Consider the following 17535-nt stretch of genomic DNA (forward strand, 5'->3'; position numbering starts at 1 on the left):
TAAAATACTTTATGATTCATTTTTAAAATAAAATTAAAAAACTCGTAATATTTAAGTATTTGTATTTTATTAAATTAATATAAATTTAAAATATTCCTGAGATAAAATGTTTATTTTATTTGTGTAAGTGTATGTTTTTAAATAATAAAAATATTTTTTAATTTATCTTGTGAATAAATTTATTTTTTAAGAATTTTTTAAGATTCAATTCCTACTGTTTTAGTTGTAATTCAATAAAAGATAATCTGGAGTTCCGTTCCATGAATAGTATGAAGTATAGCTATAAACCAAATTACTTTTTCTTTGCTCATAAACTAGTTTTGTTTTTAAAGGATTATCTGATTAAGCACCCAACGGAGCAGCAGACAACGTTTAACCTACAGACGATTTATGACATCTTTAGTCATGATCTTGCTTCAAGTACAACTAATCTTGAGGGTATTTTAAATATTGCAGATGAATACGTCTTTGAAACAGAAGATGGTTTACTTCCATTGATTAGTAAGCACTCTGTTAATCTCAAGAATCATGTACTTTCTTTGGAATTTTCACCACAAGCTTTGACAAGCTTATTGTCAGGTCGCTCTTTAGTGAATCCTAAAGCAGCTTAGATTTTCTTTTAAGGTAGAGTGAACTCATATAAAATTCATAAAATTTATTTTTAAGAGTTACTTATGAGTAAAGACTTTAAGGCCTTAACTTATATTACGGATGATAATATAGCAGATACGGTGACTTGGCTCTTACACCATCAAGATGTTTTTGATTCTTTTAATTTTGATGTATTGAGCCAAGAGCTGTCTGTAACACATGCAGCAGGAAAAGACATTATTCGGGTAGGGACATTTCTTAATGCCACTTACGGAATTTTAGTTACTTCTGTATAAATAAAAAAGCCCTGAAACATCAGGGCTTTTTGTTCTACTGCATTAAGTTATGCACTCATTGCATTTACTGATAAGTCAGCAACTGTAGGTTTTGGTTTTTCTGCGGTTAAGCCTAGTTTATTAAACAATGCTTGGTCTTTACCTTCACCTGCATTTGGTGTGGTGAGTAATTTATCACCAGAGAATAATGAGTTTGCACCCGCCATAAATGCTAATGCTTGATCTGAATCACTTAATGACTCACGACCAGCAGATAAACGAATATAGCTATGCGGCATAATAATGCGTGCAACGGCAATAGTACGGATCCACTCAATTACATCAAGCTTTTCAACATCTGCTAAAGGTGTTCCTTCAATTGGAACAAGCATATTAATTGGTACTGATTCAGGATGAATTGGCAAGGTAGCTAATTCATGCAATAAACCAACACGGTCATCACGACTTTCACCTAGACCTACAATACCGCCACTACAAACTTTCATACCAGCTTGGCGAACATAATCTAGGGTATTTAAACGATCATCAAAAGTGCGTGTGCTAATGATGTGAGAGTAGTACTCACGAGATGTATCTAGGTTGTGATTGTAATAATCTAAACCAGCAACTTGTAGACGTTCTGCTTGAGATTGGTTAAGCATGCCTAAAGTCATGCATGTTTCTAAACCTAACGCTTTTACTTCACGTACCATTTCTAAAACATAAGGCATATCGCGCTCATGTGGGTTACGCCAAGCAGCACCCATACAAAAACGAGACGAACCTGAATCTTTTGCAGCTTTCGCTTCGCTAATCACTTTTTCTACAGCGATACGTTTTTCTGCTTCTAATTTTGATTCGTAATGTGCGGATTGTGAGCAGTATTTGCAATCTTCAGGACATTTACCCGTTTTAATAGATAAAAGGGTACTGACCTGAATCGAATTGGCAGTGAAGTGCTCACGATGTACTTGCTGAGCCTTGAAAACTAAATCCAAAAAAGGTTGTTCATATAAAGCTTGGATTTCTTCACGATTCCAATCATTACGTAGAGTCATTGTCATATCCATGATGATGGCATTAATTCACTACACATAATCATACAGAATTCGTATTAAAGCTATAGGGCAAAAAACATCATTTTTTTAATTTGATAGCTGAAGTTGATTAAGTTGCTGTTCAATTGCCCAATCAATATGCACATTGACGATTTCGTCATGTAAATTTTTGCCTTTGTGTAGCTGATCTACAATTTCTTTTGAATAAGGAGCATTTCCTAATCCGATAGCAATATTACGTTTAAATGATTGATAACCTGTCCGGCGGATAGGGCTACCTTCTGTATTGGCTAAAAAAGTGGCTTCATCCCACTGCCAGATATCCAGTAGACTAATATTGTCTAATCCATTTCTAGGATTGAAATCGCTAATGGACGCAGTTTTGGCAAAACTATTCCATGGACAAATTAATTGGCAGTCGTCACAACCAAAAATTCGATTACCAATCCCTGCACGTAATTCTTCAGCAATAATTCCTTTGTATTCGATAGTTAAGTAAGCAATACATCGTCTTGCATCTAGCATATAAGGCTCGACAATCGCTTGCGTCGGGCAAATATCAATACAAGCGCTACAAGAACCACAATGTGCTGTTGCAGGTTCATCGAAAGGTAAATCGAGTGACGTAAATAGCTCGCCTAATACAAAAAAAGAACCCGACTTTTTATGAATGAGCAAAGTATGCTTACCTGTCCAACCCATTCCTGCACTTTCAGCTAATGATTTCTCAAAAATAGGAGCAGAATCTGCAAAAGGGCGAGATTCAAAATCGCCAACTTTTTCACGAATTCTTGTTGCTAAAGTTTTCAATCTGCCACGCATGACTTTATGGTAATCACGGCCACGTGCATAACGGGCGATAATCGCAGAGTTGGGTTCGAAAGGTACATATCGAGGTTTTGGAGATTCCACAAGATAGTTCATACGAACGCAAATAATACTTTTTGTGCCCGGAACTAGTAATGTAGGGTCGGCTCGTTTTTCTAGATTTTCTTCTAAATAGGTCATGTCTGCATGATAACCACGATCTAGATATTCTAAAAAACGTGGCATTTGCTCTTGAGCATCTGGTTTTGCAATGACACAATCAGCAAAACCCAAATCTAAGGCTTGAGCTTTGATCCATGCTTTTAATTCATGAGGATCAAGTTGTTGCACTGCAATGCGTGATGTGTCGGAAGATGTCATAAACCAAAATGCAAGAGGATAATAATATGCAGGCGGTAGTTTACCATAGCGATGATATTCGAGCATGGGAGCAGCGTTGGTTTGCTGCACAAAACTCCTCATTAGGTTTAATGCAACAAGCAGCTTGGTCAATCGCTCAGCAGTTCCTCGAGGTTTTTAAAGATCGCAGTATTAATAATATTGCTGTCTGGTGCGGACAAGGTAATAACGCAGGTGATGGCTACTTTATAGCGAGTTATCTAAAGCAAGCTGGATTTCACGTTGAAATATTTGCGGCTCAATTGGGTGAATCAACCGATTTACATTGTGCAGTGCAATTTGCGATAGAAAAGAAAGTTCAAATTCATTCAGATTTTGATATTAAAAGAACATTCGATTGCCATATTGACGCTCTATTTGGCATAGGCTTAAATCGTGAATTAAATACTAATTGGCAACAAGCTATTCAACAATTTAATGAACAATCTGGTTTAAAAGTTTCGATTGATATACCGAGTGGCTTACATGCAAATACAGGCTGTGCTTTACCTTTTGCAATACGAGCTGATCATACCTTCACTGTTTTAGGTCTTAAGGCAGGATTATTTACAGGTCAAGGTAAAGAATATGTGGGGCAAGTTCATTTAGTTAATTTAATTCCAATAGATCAAGAGTTGAAACCATTAGCTTATTTGACACCGACAAGTATTAAGCTTCCTAAACGTTTAGCTTTTGGTCATAAAGGGAGCTATGGACATGTCTTAGTGGTTGGTGGACATGAGCAAATGGGTGGCGCTGTCATTATGGCTGCTGAGGCTGCTTTTCATGCAGGTGCAGGTAAAGTGACCGTGATTTGTCATCAAAAGCATCATCAAGCTATTTTGTCACGGGCACCTAATATTATGCTCCGTGATATTAATGCTTTAGATGAAGAAAATATTAGTGAGATTTTATCTCAAGTTGATGCAGTATGTTTTGGAATGGGCCTAGGCCGTGACGATTGGGCAAAGCAAATTTATCAGCAATGGTTTAATTTGTTAAATCAAAGTACACATCTAGAAACTGTTTTAGATGCAGATGCTTTATGGTTTCTTGCCAAGCAGCCTGAAAAATTAGGTACACATGTTTATGCGACGCCTCATCCGGGAGAAGCTGCTACCTTACTTGGTTCCTCTACAGCACAAATTGAAAATGACCGAATTGCTGCAATTTATGCCTTGCAACATAAATATGCGGGTCAGTGGGTACTTAAAGGAGCAGGTAGCTTAATTTTAGAGGATAACTTGTATATTTGTACCGAAGGTAATGCTGGTATGGGAACTGGTGGAATGGGCGATGTATTAGCTGGAATGATTGCAAGTCTAAAAGCCCAGTTCCATAAGGCAATTGCATTTCATGAGATTGTTACCCTTCATGCTCAGGCAGGTGATGAACTTGCAAAACAAGGTATGCGTGGTTTACAGGCTTATCAAATGAATGAAGCAATTACTCAAGTAGTGAACTAAGAAAGTTTTAACGTCTACGACTGCTAGAGCGGCTTCGTCCACGCGCCATACCACCTAAGGCATTAAGGACAGAAAGTTTACTCATACTTCCCGATGCATGAGCATGGCAAATTGCGGCAGCAAGAGCATCGGCTGCATCGGATTGAGGTTTAATCGTCAAGTTAAGTAATCGCATAACCATCATTTGTACTTGTTCTTTATCTGCGGCACCATAACCAACGACAGACTGTTTAATTTGACGGGCAGTATATTCTGCAACTTGTAAATCTAAATTAACTAATGCGGCTATGGCAGCACCACGAGCTTGCCCCAGTTTTAAAGCAGAGTCCGGGTTTTGAGCCATAAAGACCTGCTCAACCGCAGCTTCAGTGGGACCATGAAATTTCACAATTCGCTCAACGCCAGCAAAAATGCGTTTTAAGCGTTCCGGCATTTCTTGAGTTTCAGTTCGGATTGTACCAGCATCAACAAAACGCAGTTTACTACCATCTTTTTCAATGATTCCATAACCTGTTAAGCGTGAACCCGGGTCAATTCCAATAATCAATGCCATGTGAAGACTTATATAAATAGTTCAGTGGGTATTGTTACATAGCCAAAACGGTTATGCATGAGTAATTTAAAGAATGCTGTGATGAATGGTTATTTTTCGGTTTTTATCGAACCAATTTATATTTTCTAAAATCATTTGATGTGATTCTATTTTAATGGAATACTTATCTATAATTTTGGAATTAAAGTCTGTCGGCAGATGGAAGATATAAATATACGCATTGCGCAGCAAGTACGTGAATTGCGTCTAGCCCGTGGATATACCTTAGATATTCTTGCAACTCGATGTCAGGTAAGTCGTTCTGCAATTTCGTTAATTGAACGAGGTGAGGCGAGTCCTACAGCTGTTGTCCTTGAAAAGCTGGCAAATGGTTTAGGTGTGCCTTTGACTCAGCTATTTGATGTCCCACAAAACAATCAATCACCTCAACCTATGGTTCGGCGTACTCAACAATCAGAATGGAAAGATCCCGAAACAGGTTATATTCGCCGTCAGGTTTCACCGCCAAATTGGAAATCTCCATTTCAAATCGTTGAAATCGAATTCCCGCCTCAGTCACGAATTACGTATGAAATTAGTGAAACCTCGAAGGTGGTACAACAGCAACTCTGGGTGGTTGAAGGGGAAATTGATATTCAATTAGGTGATTCTTCTTATGCTTTAAGCACAGGGGATTGCTTGGCAATGCAACTCAACCAGCCCGTTATATACAGTAATAATTCATCTCAAGTCGCTCGCTATATTTTAGTCGTCTCTAATCAACTTGTTTCTGCCGTTAAGGAATCTTTATGACTTATTCCCTCAATTCTAATTTTCGTTTAATTGATTGTAATGAAACAGAATATTCTGGGGCTATATTAGATATTCTGAATGAGGCAATCATCAATTCTACCGCTCTATATGACTATTTACCGCGCTCTCAAGAATCGATGAAAAACTGGTTTTCAGTTAAACGAGAAAATGGTTTTCCAGTGATTGGTATTATTGATGAAACAAACAAGTTATTAGGTTTTGCGAGCTGGGGAACATTCAGGGCTTTTCCTGCCTATAAATATACTGTTGAACATAGTATTTATATTCATCATGAGTATCGTGGTTGTGGGCTAAGCAAAATTTTAATGCAAGAGTTGATTAAGCGTGCTCAAGAGGCCGAGCTACATGTATTGATAGGCTGTATTGATGCGACCAATCAGGCAAGCATTGGTTTACATGAAAAAATGGGTTTTATCCATGCAGGTACTTTTAAACAGGTCGGTTTTAAGTTTGGACAATGGTTGGATGCCGCTTTTTATCAGTTAAATTTAAATACGCCGCAGCAGCCAGTTGATGGGTAAATCATAAAGCTCAAATCTCAAGTTTAAGAAAATAGCCCAGTTTATGATGAAATAAAAACAGGGCTATAGAGCCTAAATTATAAAACACCGAGTAGTTCTAATTCTTTATAAGCAATTTCTTTTCGAATAGAACTAGGAATTCCTTTTTTCATTTCTAAATTGAGTGAGAATGCCACAATTTCTCCTTGCGGTTGAACGACCCAGCCTGTTAACCAGCCAACTTGTGGTTCAACATCCCATCCCCAACCACTTTTAGCATAAATTTTACGTCCATTTTTTTCTTCTATGAACACCATTGATTGGACTTGTTCTTGTACATTTTTACTAAATGGAAGAGTTTTATTAGCTAATTCATAAGCAAATTGGGTTTCTTGCTCAGGTGTAATTTTAAGTGGACCTACAAGCCAAAAATTATCTACTTTTGAACCAATGTCCGCATTACCGAAACTAATACGTTTTACCTCTTTAGACATAAGATCAAGTCCAATACGACGAGCTAGTTCTTGATAAACTGGAATAGCAGAAGCTTTCATTGCATCACCTAAAGTCATGTCCTTTTCCCAATCAGGAAACAAACGTTTTTGCCCATCCCATTTAAATACTTCAGTTGTCGTTGCTTTATGATGTTCAAGTCCAATTAAAGCATTTAGCATTTTAAATGTAGAGGCGGGAACATATTCGGTTGATGCTCTTTTAAGATCATTGCCATAAATTTCTTCGGTTTGCCCACGCTTAATCACTAAAACTCCCGTGGTGTGTGCCTGATCAAACAGAGATTTAATTTCTTCTGAATTTTTATTCGCGGAAATAGAATGTATTTGATGTTGTTTTACTATGTTAGAAGAGCAGGCAGATAAAAAAAGAGTAGCTGTTGCAACGACAAGGACTTTTTTATACATAGTTCTGACTAAGTGTAATTTGTGAAGTGTTATTAATTAATTTAACTTGAATAGAACTGACTTTAGATAGGTAAAATGTAAGCTCTTTAGGAAAGTTTACATGTCTGTGGGACTTTTGAAGTTCTCTAAACGTATAGCGGAAATAAAGGAATACTCATAAATTTAATAAGTAAAGAAGAGCTTCTTTGACTAAATACGTCCTTTTCCGAAGACCTTTTCGCTCAAATAAAGTAAAAAATTTAAAATCTGATTGAAGTGGCACTTGATAAACCTGATACAGCACTCATTAATAAGAAAGCATGTTTGTTTTTATCGAGTTAAAATCAAATGTACTCCAGTATTGCAGACTCTTATTGATCCGATCGTATTGTTAATTTTTTAGAAATTAGACAAAACAATCAGAGTTAAGAGAAATGCTTAATCCTTATATGAAACTTAGATAGGGTTAGGTCAAATAAAACTGCAATGAATTTTCTTTTTGAGATAGATAAAGTTTTACATGAATTTACTTCTTATTGTAGTTCTGGGCGCGATTGTTGAAATTGCCGTATGGATTGGCGTAGCACAGTTCATCAGTGGATGGTACGTGTTCTTTTGGTTCATTATTGCTTTCTTTATTGGTTTGGGGCTTATTCGCAGAAGTACTGCTGGTATTATGCCTCAATTACAGCAAATGCAGATGACTGGCCAGCTAGGTAGTGACCCAACTGTAACTAAAAAACTTGCTTACGCTTTTGCTGGTTTCTTATTAATGTTGCCAGGTCTTGTATCTGATGTTTTGGCTGTTTTAATTTTGATCCCTGGTGTTCAAACCGCATTCCGTAACATAGCGATGAGAACTCTTGCAAAACGCCAACAAGCCATGATGAATAAAATGATGGGTGGTATGGGCGGTAATGCTTCAGGACAAAATCCATTTGCTGATTTAATGCGTCAAATGCAAGATATGCAAAATCAGCAAGGTGGTGGTCAAGGCCAATACCATGACTCAAACATTATTGATGGCGAAGCGCGAGATGTTACGCCAAACCACAAAGAAATTGAGCATAAAAATAAAGATTAATAAGTAATTATGTTATGAAAGAGCTTAAACCTCATGGGTTTAAGCTTTTTTATTTCTAAAATTATTATTGATTTTGAGAAACCGAATCAGATGAAACACTATCGTCTATTTCTAATTTAGTTTCTTCTTGTGGTTTCGGCTGTGGTTGATATTTATTTGAAGGTAGAGCGGTTTGCTTGTTTTCAGATTGTTGATAACCTCGACTTCGGTTTGCTCTTTCGCGAAAGCCACCTTTATTAATCAGCTGTGTATGAGACATGCATTTGCCTAAAATGTGAGATTATTCGCTTATTTTAGCAAATTTGGCAAAATATCAAAATAAGAAAAATAGTGCTAAAAAAATAATATTTAACTTATCTTTTTGTATTTTAATAATATTTTTTAATTGACTCAATTGTTCATTCAGATTGAATTATCTTTTCATTTCACATAGGATAAATATAAAGGATGTATAAATTAAAAATGCAGTAAACCTATTAAAAAAACAACGGTTGAAATGAGGGAAGGAGGGTTACCTATGCTATATCAATACCATTGTGCGTGTTGCGACAAAGTTGTGGCATCAACTGATAAATCATGTCCATATTGTGGTTCGCAACATATTCGAAGCCCGTATGGTTTGTGGATGTTTTGTGTGATGGCTTGTCTAGCAGTTGTCGTTGTATTTAAAGTTGTCCATATTTATGTTCAGAACCATCAAGATACTCCGACGCAGTCAACATTACTTGATGTATTAAATCAGGATGATAAGACCACAAGACAATAAATTTTGATCAGAGCTACAAATGATATGGCATCAAGGATGGTTGCTAGAAGAGTAAACCCTACATATTATGAAATTTGAACTGTAAAAAAAGCCCGCTCATTGGCGGGCTTTTTTATGACTTTATATTAGAGGCCAGCAGCATCTTTAAGAGCTTCAACTTTATCAGTTTTTTCCCATGTAAATGCAGTATCTGATCCTTCGCGACCAAAGTGGCCATAAGCCGCAGTTTGTTTATACATTGGCTGAATAAGATCCAGCATACGAGTAATACCAAACGGTCTTAAATCGAAATGATCACGTACAAGTTGAATAATCAACTCATCAGAAACTTTTGCTGTACCAAATGTATTAATTGAAATTGAAGTAGGTTCTGCTACACCAATTGCGTAACTCACCTGAATTTCACATTTGTCAGCAAGACCAGCTGCTACAATATTTTTTGCAACATAACGGCCTGCATATGCAGCAGAACGGTCAACTTTAGATGGATCTTTACCAGAGAAAGCACCACCGCCGTGACGAGCCATACCACCGTATGTATCAACAATAATTTTACGACCTGTTAAACCACAGTCACCTACAGGGCCGCCAATAACGAACATACCTGTTGGGTTAATGTGGAATTTAGTCGCAGCGTGGAACATTTCCGCAGGAATGATCGGCTTGATAATTTCTTCAATAACAGCTTCTTTAAGCTGGCTTTGAGTAATTTCAGGATCATGTTGAGTAGACAAAACAACTGCATCTAGACGTACAGGCTTGCCATTTTCATATGCAAAAGTAACTTGGCTTTTTGCATCTGGGCGTAACCATGGAAGTGTGCCTGAGCGACGAAGTTCAGCCTGACGTTCCATTAAACGGTGAGCATAAGAAATCGGAGCAGGCATTAAAACATCTGTTTCACGGCTTGCATAACCGAACATTAAACCTTGGTCACCGGCACCTTGATCTTCAGGTTTTTGACGGTCTACACCTTGTGCAATCTCTGGTGATTGTTTACCAATCATATTGATTACAGCACATGTTGATCCATCAAAGCCAAGATCAGAGTGGTGGTATCCAATACCGTTAACAGTATTACGAACAACAGCTTCAACATCAATATTAGCAGTCGTTGTTACTTCACCAGCAAGTACAACAGCGCCTGTTTTTACCAGTGTTTCACATGCAACACGTGCGTATGGGTCTTCTTTTAAGATTGCATCCAAAATAGCGTCGCTAATTTGGTCGGCCATTTTATCGGGATGACCTTCGCTTACAGATTCCGAGGTAAAAACAGCGTACTCGCGCATGAAAGTCCTATCTTGGTTATTTCAAAAGACATAATATGTTACATCGACTTGAGCTTAAGGACCAGTTCATACTGACCAAAAAGCATGAATTTGTTTCATTTATACTGTGTTTTAATTGATAAGTGTATTAGTAAAATTGATATAAAGAATGTTTATTTAAAGTATTGGTATTTTAATAACAAGTTATTAGAGTACTTTTTAGACATATGAATTAACAAAAAGATTATGTCTCCTAAGTGGGATTTTAAAGAAAAGAAAACATGATCAACCTAGATAGAGGTTTCAAAATATTTTATCTATATATCAAAGTCTAATAGAACGGTCTGGTCGTATAGGGGAGCAGTATTTAAGAAAATGAGCACTGTTTTGTATAACTTAAAGGTCCAAATGATTTTTGTGTAACCAAGAAACGGTTAAAAATAAAGAAATATACTATGTTGGGGTTTACCCTCAGCCTTTTTTTTAAGACAATATAGCGGCATTGAATTGTTATTCATCTTCTTCTTTTCATCAATCTATTAAAATTGGATTCTGATCTTATGACGACCCCTTTAAACGAACGTCGTATTGCAAATGCAATTCGTGTATTGGCAATGGATGCTGTGCAACAGGCAAACTCAGGGCATCCTGGTGCTCCAATGGGGATGGCAGATATTGCTGACGTCGTCTGGCGCGAGTTTTTAAATCACAACCCAACTAACCCACAATGGGCAAACCGCGACCGTTTCGTTTTATCAAACGGCCATGGTTCAATGTTGCAATACGCTTTGCTTCATTTAACAGGTTATGATCTTTCAATTGAAGATTTAAAACAGTTCCGTCAATTACATTCAAAAACTCCTGGTCACCCTGAATATGGTTATGCACCAGGTATTGAAACTACTACTGGTCCTTTAGGCCAAGGTATTGCAAACGCTGTTGGTTTTGCATTGGCAGAAAAGACTTTAGCTGCTCAGTTCAATAAAGATGATTTAAAAGTAGTTGATCACTTTACTTATTGTTTCTTAGGCGATGGCTGTTTAATGGAAGGTATTTCTCACGAAGTATGTTCTTTAGCAGGTACTTTACAGCTTGGTAAATTGATTGCTTATTATGATGACAATGGCATTTCAATTGATGGTGAAGTAGAAGGCTGGTTCAGCGATGATACAGAAGAGCGTTTTAAAGCCTATGGTTGGCAAGTTCTTCGTGTAGATGGGCATGATGCTGATGCGATTCGTCAAGCAACAATCGAAGCAAAAGGTGAAACTCAAAAACCAACAATCATTATGTGTAAAACCATTATTGGTTTAGGTTCACCAAATAAGCAAGGTAAAGAAGACTGTCATGGTGCGCCATTAGGTAAAGATGAGATTACTTTAACTCGTGAAGCATTAGGTTGGAAAGAAGAAGCATTCGTTATTCCTGCTGATGTATATGCTGCATGGGACGCGAAAGCAAAAGGTACTGAATCTGAAGCAGCTTGGGATGCGGTATTTGCACAATATCAAGCAAAATATCCAACTGAAGCAGCTGAGTTACTTCGTCGTATTAGCGGTGATTTACCAGCTGAATTTGCAGCACAAGCAGATGCATTCATTCGTGAAACAAATGCGAAAGGCGAAACCATCGCAACACGTAAAGCGAGCCAAAACACATTACAAGCATTTGGTCCTTTATTGCCTGAATTACTAGGTGGTTCTGCTGACTTAGCTGGTTCTAACTTAACGCTTTGGAAAGGTTGCCAAGGCATTCAAGAAAACCCAGCTGGTAACTACGTGTATTATGGCGTACGTGAGTTCGGTATGACTGCAATTGCGAATGGCGTTGCATTGCATGGCGGCTTTGTTCCTTACGTTGCAACATTCTTAATGTTTATGGAATATGCTCGTAATGCAGTGCGTATGTCTGCATTGATGAAACAACGTGTAATTCATGTTTATACACACGACTCAATTGGTCTAGGTGAAGATGGTCCAACTCACCAACCAATCGAACAAATTGCTTCTTTACGTGGTACACCGAACCTAAATACATGGCGTCCTGCTGATACTGTAGAGACTGCTACTGCGTGGAAATCTGCTCTAGAGCGTAAAGATGGCCCTACAGCACTTATTTTCTCTCGTCAAAACTTACCATTCCAAGCACGTTCTGAAGAACAAATTCAAAATGTTGCAAAAGGTGGTTACGTTCTTGCTCAAGAAAAAGGCGAATTGAAAGCAATCATTATTGCCACTGGTTCTGAAATTTCTTTAGCAATGGAAGCTTATGCTCAACTTGACGGTGTGCGTGTAGTTTCTATGCCATGTGCAGAAGAGTTTATGAAACAAGACGCTGCATATCGTGAAGCTGTATTACCAGCTCATATCCGTGCACGCGTTGCAGTTGAAGCAGCTCATGTTGACTACTGGTGGAAGTTTGTTGGTCTTGATGGCAAAGTAATTGGTATGACAACTTATGGTGAGTCTGCACCAGCAAAAGACTTGTTCCAATTCTTTGGTATTACAACTGAAGCTGTTGTTGCAGCGGTAAAAGAATTAACTGCTTAAATATTAAAGTAGTGTAAAAAAGCGCTCCTTATGGAGCGCTTTTTTTATATTTGGAGATTAAATGCTAAGTTCGGTTTGAATATTAATTTGAGACGTCAGTAATTTATGAATAGGGCAGTTCTCGGCAACTTTTAATAAGCGCTTGTGTTGGTCTTCCGTGAATTCACCTTTGAGTGTGATTTTGCGTTCAATATTATTTTGGCCTTTCTCTGGTTCACCATTTGGGTTTAATGCTAAGTCCACTTGAACATGATCAATCTTAATACCTTTAAGATTCGCATACATCTCTAATGTGATGGTAGTGCAAGCACCTAAAGCAGACAGTAAGATTTGAACTGGGTTTGGTGCAGTATCTTGCCCACCTTTATCTGTAGGTTCATCAGCAAACCATTGGTGACCTGAAGGATCGGTCAGAGTTACTCGATATGGAGTGGAAGTACTTTGTGCTTGAGCAGTGTTAGCCATGTTTTACCTTATTATTAATCAAAAATCGAAGTAAAAACGAATTAATTTCAGAGTGCAGACACGGTACGATAGTACCTATACTTTATAATATTGTTTTTAAATAATAACTGTAACGCTTTTATTGTTGCATGGATGAAACATATCGTTTTATAAAGAATAGTGAATTAAATTACTTGATGTATACACTAACGACTATATCAATAAAGGATACGAAAAATGCATCTTAAAACATTAAGCTTCGGTTTGGCAGTAGCATTAGCTAGTTCAGTTACTTTAGCTGCACCAGTCGACTACAAAATTGATCCAACACATACAGCTACTGTTTTCTCGTGGAATCACTTTGGTTTCTCTACTCCAAGCGCTAACTTCTCGGATATCCAAGGTGTAATTAAAGTTGATAATGCTAAACCAGCAAACTCATCTGTTAATGTAACTATTCCTTTAAGCAGCGTAAATACAAACGTTCCTGCTTTGGATAAAGAGTTCCAAGAAGAAGCTTGGTTTAATGCAGCTAAATATCCAAACATTACTTTTAAAAGTACTAAAGTTGAAACAAAAGACAAAAAGCACTTTAAAATTACTGGTGACTTAACTGTTAAAGGTGTAACGAAGCCTGTTGTGCTTGATGCTGTTTTAAACAAGCAAGGCGAACACCCAATGGCAAAAGTTCCAGCGATTGGTTTCAATGCTACAACTTCATTCAAGCGTTCTGATTTTGGTCTAGGAAACTATGTACCTAATGTTGGTGACAAAATCACTGTAAACATTACGACTGAAGCAACTGTTGCTAATGCAGCTAAAAAATAAGCTATAAGTTTTCTCAAAAGCCCTCAAATATGAGGGCTTTTTTATTTAGATTGGTTCTTTTTTATCTGGATCTATAAATACTAAAGGGACTGAAGGATCAATATTCCTTTTTTCAGATTTTTCTCTAAGGAATTGGTAAGTAGGGACTTTCATTTTTGCCTGATCACGCAATTTCTTTTTAATATAAAGAACAAGAGCAAAACATGTTGTTGCAACAGTGAGCATCATACCATTCATATAGCTCATGATTGAACTTACATAACCGATGGTCGTTAATCGGTGCATCATACGTTCAACTTGAGTACTACTTTCAATTCCAGTAATGGCCCAACTACATAAATGTTCGCAGTTGTTAATAATGAGATGATAGTGGTTTTCATGCATGCGTGAACGCATCCGGCGCACGACTGCTTTTCCTTTATAGCGTGGCGTGTCATAAGAGCGAACGTGAATTTTTTTGCCATGCGAGAATGCATCTATTGATGTGATCTCAATCGGACGCTTTTTGATGAAATGCGCTAAGCCAGAATAATGGATAACTCGACCTCTCCCAGCATATATACCATGATGGCTATAGCCGAGATGCTTTACGATGAGATGAGCCCCTAGAGGGTAGCGTTTATTCGATTGCTGCATGCTTACGCTGATCCAATAAAGTGTAAATGGCTTTTATTGAAAAGCTGGCAACCATTATAACCAATATCAGCAATGCAGAGTGTATTGATTACGTCGAATGAATGAGTTTGGTTCATACCCAATCTATTTGTCTTTATTGTATATAATTTAAAGATTTCATATGAAGGAAAAATGTCATGCTTGGGAACACTAAATGAAATGGTTGATGTGGTGCTTAACGATATATGGTCTTTTGATTCAGTCTGTCTATGCCATAGAACATCAGCAAGTTAAAACAGCGGAAGGCGACCAATATGATGTGATTGCAATTAGCAATTTAAAACAGTTACGTCTGTTTCTTAAGAATTCCAATAATCAACAATATTACAAAAGCTTTAGTAATATTCAGAAAAATTTAAAGCGATGTGAGCATCTTTCTTTTGCAATGAATGCAGGGATGTTTCATCCGGGATTTTCTCCAGTAGGGCTATTTGTTGAACAAGCTAAAGTGATTCAGCCATTGAATGAAAATAAAGGATTGGGGAATTTCTTTTTACAGCCGAATGGTGTGCTAGGTTGGAATAAAAAACAGGCCTTTATTTTAACAACGCATCAATATAGCCAACGAGATTTCAACCTTGAGTATGCGACACAATCTGGCCCGATGTTAGTTATTGATGGGAAGATCAACTCCCTTTTCTTACCAGACTCTCAATCGAATAAAATTCGTAATGGTGTTGGTATTCGAAATAATAAGCTCTACTTTGTAATATCGAAAAATAGCGTGAGTTTCTACAGATTTGCTCAGTTCTTTCAAAGAAATCTTAAGGTAGAGCAGGCTTTATATCTTGATGGTTCTATTTCTAGTTTATATATTCAAAAAAATAAGCGTAATGATCAATTATTTGAAATGGGGCCAATAGTGGGTTCGGTTGATCAGACAGATTGCCAAATAAAGTGAAATATAAAAAAGCCAGTACAAGACTGGCTTTTTTATTAGTGAATAGATGGTTTTTGAGTGAGTTCATTTAACTCTTTTCGGCTATAACCACGGGAAATAAGAACTTTTTTGATTCCCTTAATGACATCTTCATCTGTTGCTAGTGCAAGAGCACTTAGAAGTTGTTCATTTGTTTTACATGAGCAGTCATTTTCAACACAAGCAGTTTGGTTTTTATGCTCGTTATGCTGTTGATCTGCTAAGAACAGCTTTTGCCAAAAACTCATAGAGCCTTCATATACAACCTAACATAGCTCGAAATATAGCCAATTTAAAATAAAATACAAGTCTCTATAAGTGATAAATCCACCAATTGAACTCAAGAATTTTCGATAGGAATGCTCGAGTTAAACGAAATTATGACGAATAGATGACTTGATATTTTTTGAAAATTTAAATACTTAACTAATAAAGTGTTAAAAAATAAGGAGGTACAAAACCTCCTTATTTAAAACTTTACAATGAAAGATTTTGTTTAAATCTTCTCAAGTAATACACCTGACTCAACATGATGCGTATAAGGGAATTGATCGAACAATGCAAACTTAGTAATACGGTGAGTTAAACCTAATATTTTTAAGTTCTCATACAATGTATCTGGGTTGCATGAAATGTAAATAATACGTTCAAAACCTTGTAATAATTTCAAAGTTTCATCATCAATCCCTGCACGTGGGGGATCAACAAATACGGTATCAAAATCATAACTCTGAATATCAATATTTGCTTCTTGTAGACGACGGAATTCGCGCTCACCTTGATAAGCTTGAGTGAATTCTTCAGCTGAAAGACGGGCTACTTGAATATTATCGATCTGATTTTGTTCGATGTTCCATTGAGCAGCATAAACAGAGGATTTTGCAAGTTCTGTTGCCAAAACGCGTTCAAACTTTAAAGAAAGTGGAAGAGTAAAGTTACCGTTACCACAATAAAGCTCTAATAAATGTTTTTTCGATCCTTCTGCTGCATCACATGCCCATTGCAGCATTTTTTTGCAAACCTGTGCATTTGGCTGAGTAAAGCTACTTTCAATTTGTTTGTATTTAAATGAACGGTTTAAAAGTTCGAATTCTTCAACGACGAAATCATGGCCAATAATAATTTTCTGGCCACGACTGCGACCCATAATTTTAATGTCTAACTTCTCAGCAAGCGCTTTAGCTGCCTGTTCCCATTCTTGATCTAGTTTTCGGTGATAAATTAAGGTAACTAACATTTCTCCGCTAAGTGTAGCGAGGAAATCAGCTTCGAATATACGGCTAGAAAGCTTGGGTTCCGCTTTGAGTTCTTCTAAAAGTTTTGGCATTAAATCATTAATGCTTTGGTCAGCAATAGGAAACTCATCAATGCGTACAACTGTTTTTTGCTTGTCATCATCGTTACGTTCAAACATGGCATAGAACATGTCATTTTCTGTATGCCAGATACGAAACTCAGCACGCATACGGAAATGTTGTTCAGGTGACTCAAACACTTCTAATGTAGGTGGAGTAAATTCAGAAAATTGGGCAGTAATGCGGTCAATTTTAGTTTGAAGTTGTTGATGATAAGAAGAAGTCATAGACAAAGAAAATTTAGACAGAATCAAATAGTGAATGGTATCAAAAAAAACGGGGT

At 37.1% G+C, this 17535-nt stretch carries 20 protein-coding genes; 10 read left to right on the plus strand and 10 right to left on the minus strand.

Annotation, left to right across the window (positions count from 1 at the left end; translation table 11 throughout):
• Positions 1-260: 260 nt before the first annotated feature.
• Positions 261-611, plus strand: a complete 351-nt coding sequence (locus ODQ17_RS00295) for a hypothetical protein (protein ID WP_004792817.1) — start codon at positions 261-263, stop codon at positions 609-611.
• A 63-nt stretch (positions 612-674) separates the two neighbouring features.
• Positions 675-887, plus strand: a complete 213-nt coding sequence (locus ODQ17_RS00300) for a hypothetical protein (RefSeq protein ID WP_049836495.1) — start codon at positions 675-677, stop codon at positions 885-887.
• Positions 888-934: 47 nt separating this feature from the next.
• On the opposite strand, the gene bioB is transcribed toward ODQ17_RS00300, so the two are convergent.
• Both bioB and queG read right to left on the minus strand, forming a co-directional pair.
• The gene (bioB, locus tag ODQ17_RS00305) at positions 935-1924 is read right to left on the minus strand and encodes a biotin synthase BioB (protein ID WP_004792815.1); all 990 of its coding nucleotides are present in this window, start codon (positions 1922-1924) and stop codon (positions 935-937) included.
• An 87-nt stretch (positions 1925-2011) separates the two neighbouring features.
• The gene (gene queG, locus ODQ17_RS00310) at positions 2012-3112 is read right to left on the minus strand and encodes a tRNA epoxyqueuosine(34) reductase QueG (protein WP_322901475.1); all 1101 of its coding nucleotides are present in this window, start codon (positions 3110-3112) and stop codon (positions 2012-2014) included.
• Positions 3113-3138: 26 nt separating this feature from the next.
• Between queG and ODQ17_RS00315 the strand changes: the two genes are divergently transcribed.
• On the plus strand, positions 3139-4596 hold the full coding sequence (locus ODQ17_RS00315) for an NAD(P)H-hydrate dehydratase (RefSeq protein ID WP_322900965.1): 1458 nt from the start codon (positions 3139-3141) through the stop codon (positions 4594-4596).
• Positions 4597-4603: 7 nt separating this feature from the next.
• Here the strand turns inward: ODQ17_RS00315 and ruvC are convergent, their stop codons facing one another.
• Positions 4604-5149, minus strand: a complete 546-nt coding sequence (gene ruvC / locus ODQ17_RS00320) for a crossover junction endodeoxyribonuclease RuvC (RefSeq protein ID WP_002121356.1) — start codon at positions 5147-5149, stop codon at positions 4604-4606.
• Between the two features lie 198 nt (positions 5150-5347).
• On the opposite strand from ruvC, the gene ODQ17_RS00325 reads away from it, so the two are divergent.
• Positions 5348-5941, plus strand: a complete 594-nt coding sequence (locus tag ODQ17_RS00325; RefSeq protein WP_322900968.1) for a helix-turn-helix domain-containing protein — start codon at positions 5348-5350, stop codon at positions 5939-5941.
• On the plus strand, positions 5938-6483 hold the full coding sequence (locus ODQ17_RS00330) for a GNAT family N-acetyltransferase (RefSeq protein ID WP_322900969.1): 546 nt from the start codon (positions 5938-5940) through the stop codon (positions 6481-6483). The genes ODQ17_RS00325 and ODQ17_RS00330 overlap by 4 nt, the downstream gene beginning before the upstream one ends.
• Positions 6484-6560: 77 nt before the next feature.
• Here ODQ17_RS00330 and blaOXA read toward each other — a convergent pair whose 3' ends face one another.
• On the minus strand, positions 6561-7382 hold the full coding sequence (gene blaOXA / locus ODQ17_RS00335) for an OXA-213 family carbapenem-hydrolyzing class D beta-lactamase (RefSeq protein ID WP_322900971.1): 822 nt from the start codon (positions 7380-7382) through the stop codon (positions 6561-6563).
• A gap of 499 nt (positions 7383-7881) precedes the next feature.
• Between blaOXA and ODQ17_RS00340 the strand changes: the two genes are divergently transcribed.
• Positions 7882-8445 (plus strand): FxsA family protein, encoded by a 564-nt coding sequence (locus ODQ17_RS00340; RefSeq protein WP_322900973.1) that lies wholly within the window; start codon positions 7882-7884, stop codon positions 8443-8445.
• 64 nt (positions 8446-8509) lie between these two features.
• Here the strand turns inward: ODQ17_RS00340 and ODQ17_RS00345 are convergent, their stop codons facing one another.
• Positions 8510-8704 (minus strand): hypothetical protein, encoded by a 195-nt coding sequence (locus ODQ17_RS00345; RefSeq protein ID WP_322900975.1) that lies wholly within the window; start codon positions 8702-8704, stop codon positions 8510-8512.
• A 258-nt stretch (positions 8705-8962) separates the two neighbouring features.
• Here ODQ17_RS00345 and ODQ17_RS00350 point away from each other — a divergent pair, with 258 nt between their 5' ends.
• On the plus strand, positions 8963-9211 hold the full coding sequence (locus ODQ17_RS00350) for a hypothetical protein (protein WP_005304620.1): 249 nt from the start codon (positions 8963-8965) through the stop codon (positions 9209-9211).
• A gap of 125 nt (positions 9212-9336) precedes the next feature.
• On the opposite strand, the gene metK is transcribed toward ODQ17_RS00350, so the two are convergent.
• Entirely contained in the window at positions 9337-10503 is a 1167-nt protein-coding gene (gene metK / locus ODQ17_RS00355; RefSeq protein WP_004792802.1) for a methionine adenosyltransferase, read from the minus strand.
• A gap of 539 nt (positions 10504-11042) precedes the next feature.
• Between metK and tkt the strand changes: the two genes are divergently transcribed.
• Entirely contained in the window at positions 11043-13031 is a 1989-nt protein-coding gene (gene tkt / locus ODQ17_RS00360; RefSeq protein WP_322900978.1) for a transketolase, read from the plus strand.
• A 57-nt stretch (positions 13032-13088) separates the two neighbouring features.
• Here tkt and ODQ17_RS00365 read toward each other — a convergent pair whose 3' ends face one another.
• Positions 13089-13496 carry an OsmC family protein gene (locus ODQ17_RS00365; RefSeq protein ID WP_005304635.1) on the minus strand — a complete coding sequence of 136 codons (408 nt, stop codon included), beginning with the start codon at positions 13494-13496 and terminating at the stop codon, positions 13089-13091.
• 216 nt (positions 13497-13712) lie between these two features.
• On the opposite strand from ODQ17_RS00365, the gene ODQ17_RS00370 reads away from it, so the two are divergent.
• Entirely contained in the window at positions 13713-14303 is a 591-nt protein-coding gene (locus ODQ17_RS00370; RefSeq protein WP_005304638.1) for a YceI family protein, read from the plus strand.
• A 45-nt stretch (positions 14304-14348) separates the two neighbouring features.
• Here the strand turns inward: ODQ17_RS00370 and ODQ17_RS00375 are convergent, their stop codons facing one another.
• A complete protein-coding gene (locus ODQ17_RS00375; RefSeq protein ID WP_013198108.1) occupies positions 14349-14939 on the minus strand; it encodes a lecithin retinol acyltransferase family protein in 591 nt (196 codons plus the stop codon).
• 193 nt (positions 14940-15132) lie between these two features.
• On the opposite strand from ODQ17_RS00375, the gene ODQ17_RS00380 reads away from it, so the two are divergent.
• Entirely contained in the window at positions 15133-15879 is a 747-nt protein-coding gene (locus tag ODQ17_RS00380; protein ID WP_322900982.1) for a phosphodiester glycosidase family protein, read from the plus strand.
• A gap of 35 nt (positions 15880-15914) precedes the next feature.
• Here the strand turns inward: ODQ17_RS00380 and ODQ17_RS00385 are convergent, their stop codons facing one another.
• Both ODQ17_RS00385 and trmA read right to left on the minus strand, forming a co-directional pair.
• Positions 15915-16145: a hypothetical protein gene (locus ODQ17_RS00385; RefSeq protein ID WP_003651412.1), complete on the minus strand. Its 231-nt coding sequence runs from the start codon at positions 16143-16145 to the stop codon at positions 15915-15917.
• 248 nt (positions 16146-16393) lie between these two features.
• The gene (gene trmA, locus ODQ17_RS00390) at positions 16394-17479 is read right to left on the minus strand and encodes a tRNA (uridine(54)-C5)-methyltransferase TrmA (RefSeq protein WP_322900984.1); all 1086 of its coding nucleotides are present in this window, start codon (positions 17477-17479) and stop codon (positions 16394-16396) included.
• Positions 17480-17535: the final 56 nt, after the last annotated feature.

Source organism: Acinetobacter sp. IRS14 (assembly GCF_034650275.1).
Classification (GTDB): domain Bacteria; phylum Pseudomonadota; class Gammaproteobacteria; order Pseudomonadales; family Moraxellaceae; genus Acinetobacter; species Acinetobacter oleivorans.

What these genes read in the sequence shown, in the direction of transcription:
- ODQ17_RS00295 (WP_004792817.1), top strand. Translation starts at nt 261, where the DNA reads ATGAATAGTATGAAGTATAGCTATAAACCAAATTACTTTTTCTTTGCT.
- ODQ17_RS00300 (WP_049836495.1), top strand. Translation starts at nt 675, where the DNA reads ATGAGTAAAGACTTTAAGGCCTTAACTTATATTACGGATGATAATATA.
- bioB (WP_004792815.1), bottom strand. Translation starts at nt 1,924, where the DNA reads ATGACTCTACGTAATGATTGGAATCGTGAAGAAATCCAAGCTTTATAT.
- queG (WP_322901475.1), bottom strand. Translation starts at nt 3,112, where the DNA reads ATGACATCTTCCGACACATCACGCATTGCAGTGCAACAACTTGATCCT.
- ODQ17_RS00315 (WP_322900965.1), top strand. Translation starts at nt 3,139, where the DNA reads ATGCAGGCGGTAGTTTACCATAGCGATGATATTCGAGCATGGGAGCAG.
- ruvC (WP_002121356.1), bottom strand. Translation starts at nt 5,149, where the DNA reads ATGGCATTGATTATTGGAATTGACCCGGGTTCACGCTTAACAGGTTAT.
- ODQ17_RS00325 (WP_322900968.1), top strand. Translation starts at nt 5,348, where the DNA reads ATGGAAGATATAAATATACGCATTGCGCAGCAAGTACGTGAATTGCGT.
- ODQ17_RS00330 (WP_322900969.1), top strand. Translation starts at nt 5,938, where the DNA reads ATGACTTATTCCCTCAATTCTAATTTTCGTTTAATTGATTGTAATGAA.
- blaOXA (WP_322900971.1), bottom strand. Translation starts at nt 7,382, where the DNA reads ATGTATAAAAAAGTCCTTGTCGTTGCAACAGCTACTCTTTTTTTATCT.
- ODQ17_RS00340 (WP_322900973.1), top strand. Translation starts at nt 7,882, where the DNA reads ATGAATTTACTTCTTATTGTAGTTCTGGGCGCGATTGTTGAAATTGCC.
- ODQ17_RS00345 (WP_322900975.1), bottom strand. Translation starts at nt 8,704, where the DNA reads ATGTCTCATACACAGCTGATTAATAAAGGTGGCTTTCGCGAAAGAGCA.
- ODQ17_RS00350 (WP_005304620.1), top strand. Translation starts at nt 8,963, where the DNA reads ATGCTATATCAATACCATTGTGCGTGTTGCGACAAAGTTGTGGCATCA.
- metK (WP_004792802.1), bottom strand. Translation starts at nt 10,503, where the DNA reads ATGCGCGAGTACGCTGTTTTTACCTCGGAATCTGTAAGCGAAGGTCAT.
- tkt (WP_322900978.1), top strand. Translation starts at nt 11,043, where the DNA reads ATGACGACCCCTTTAAACGAACGTCGTATTGCAAATGCAATTCGTGTA.
- ODQ17_RS00365 (WP_005304635.1), bottom strand. Translation starts at nt 13,496, where the DNA reads ATGGCTAACACTGCTCAAGCACAAAGTACTTCCACTCCATATCGAGTA.
- ODQ17_RS00370 (WP_005304638.1), top strand. Translation starts at nt 13,713, where the DNA reads ATGCATCTTAAAACATTAAGCTTCGGTTTGGCAGTAGCATTAGCTAGT.
- ODQ17_RS00375 (WP_013198108.1), bottom strand. Translation starts at nt 14,939, where the DNA reads ATGCAGCAATCGAATAAACGCTACCCTCTAGGGGCTCATCTCATCGTA.
- ODQ17_RS00380 (WP_322900982.1), top strand. Translation starts at nt 15,133, where the DNA reads ATGAAATGGTTGATGTGGTGCTTAACGATATATGGTCTTTTGATTCAG.
- ODQ17_RS00385 (WP_003651412.1), bottom strand. Translation starts at nt 16,145, where the DNA reads ATGAGTTTTTGGCAAAAGCTGTTCTTAGCAGATCAACAGCATAACGAG.
- trmA (WP_322900984.1), bottom strand. Translation starts at nt 17,479, where the DNA reads ATGACTTCTTCTTATCATCAACAACTTCAAACTAAAATTGACCGCATT.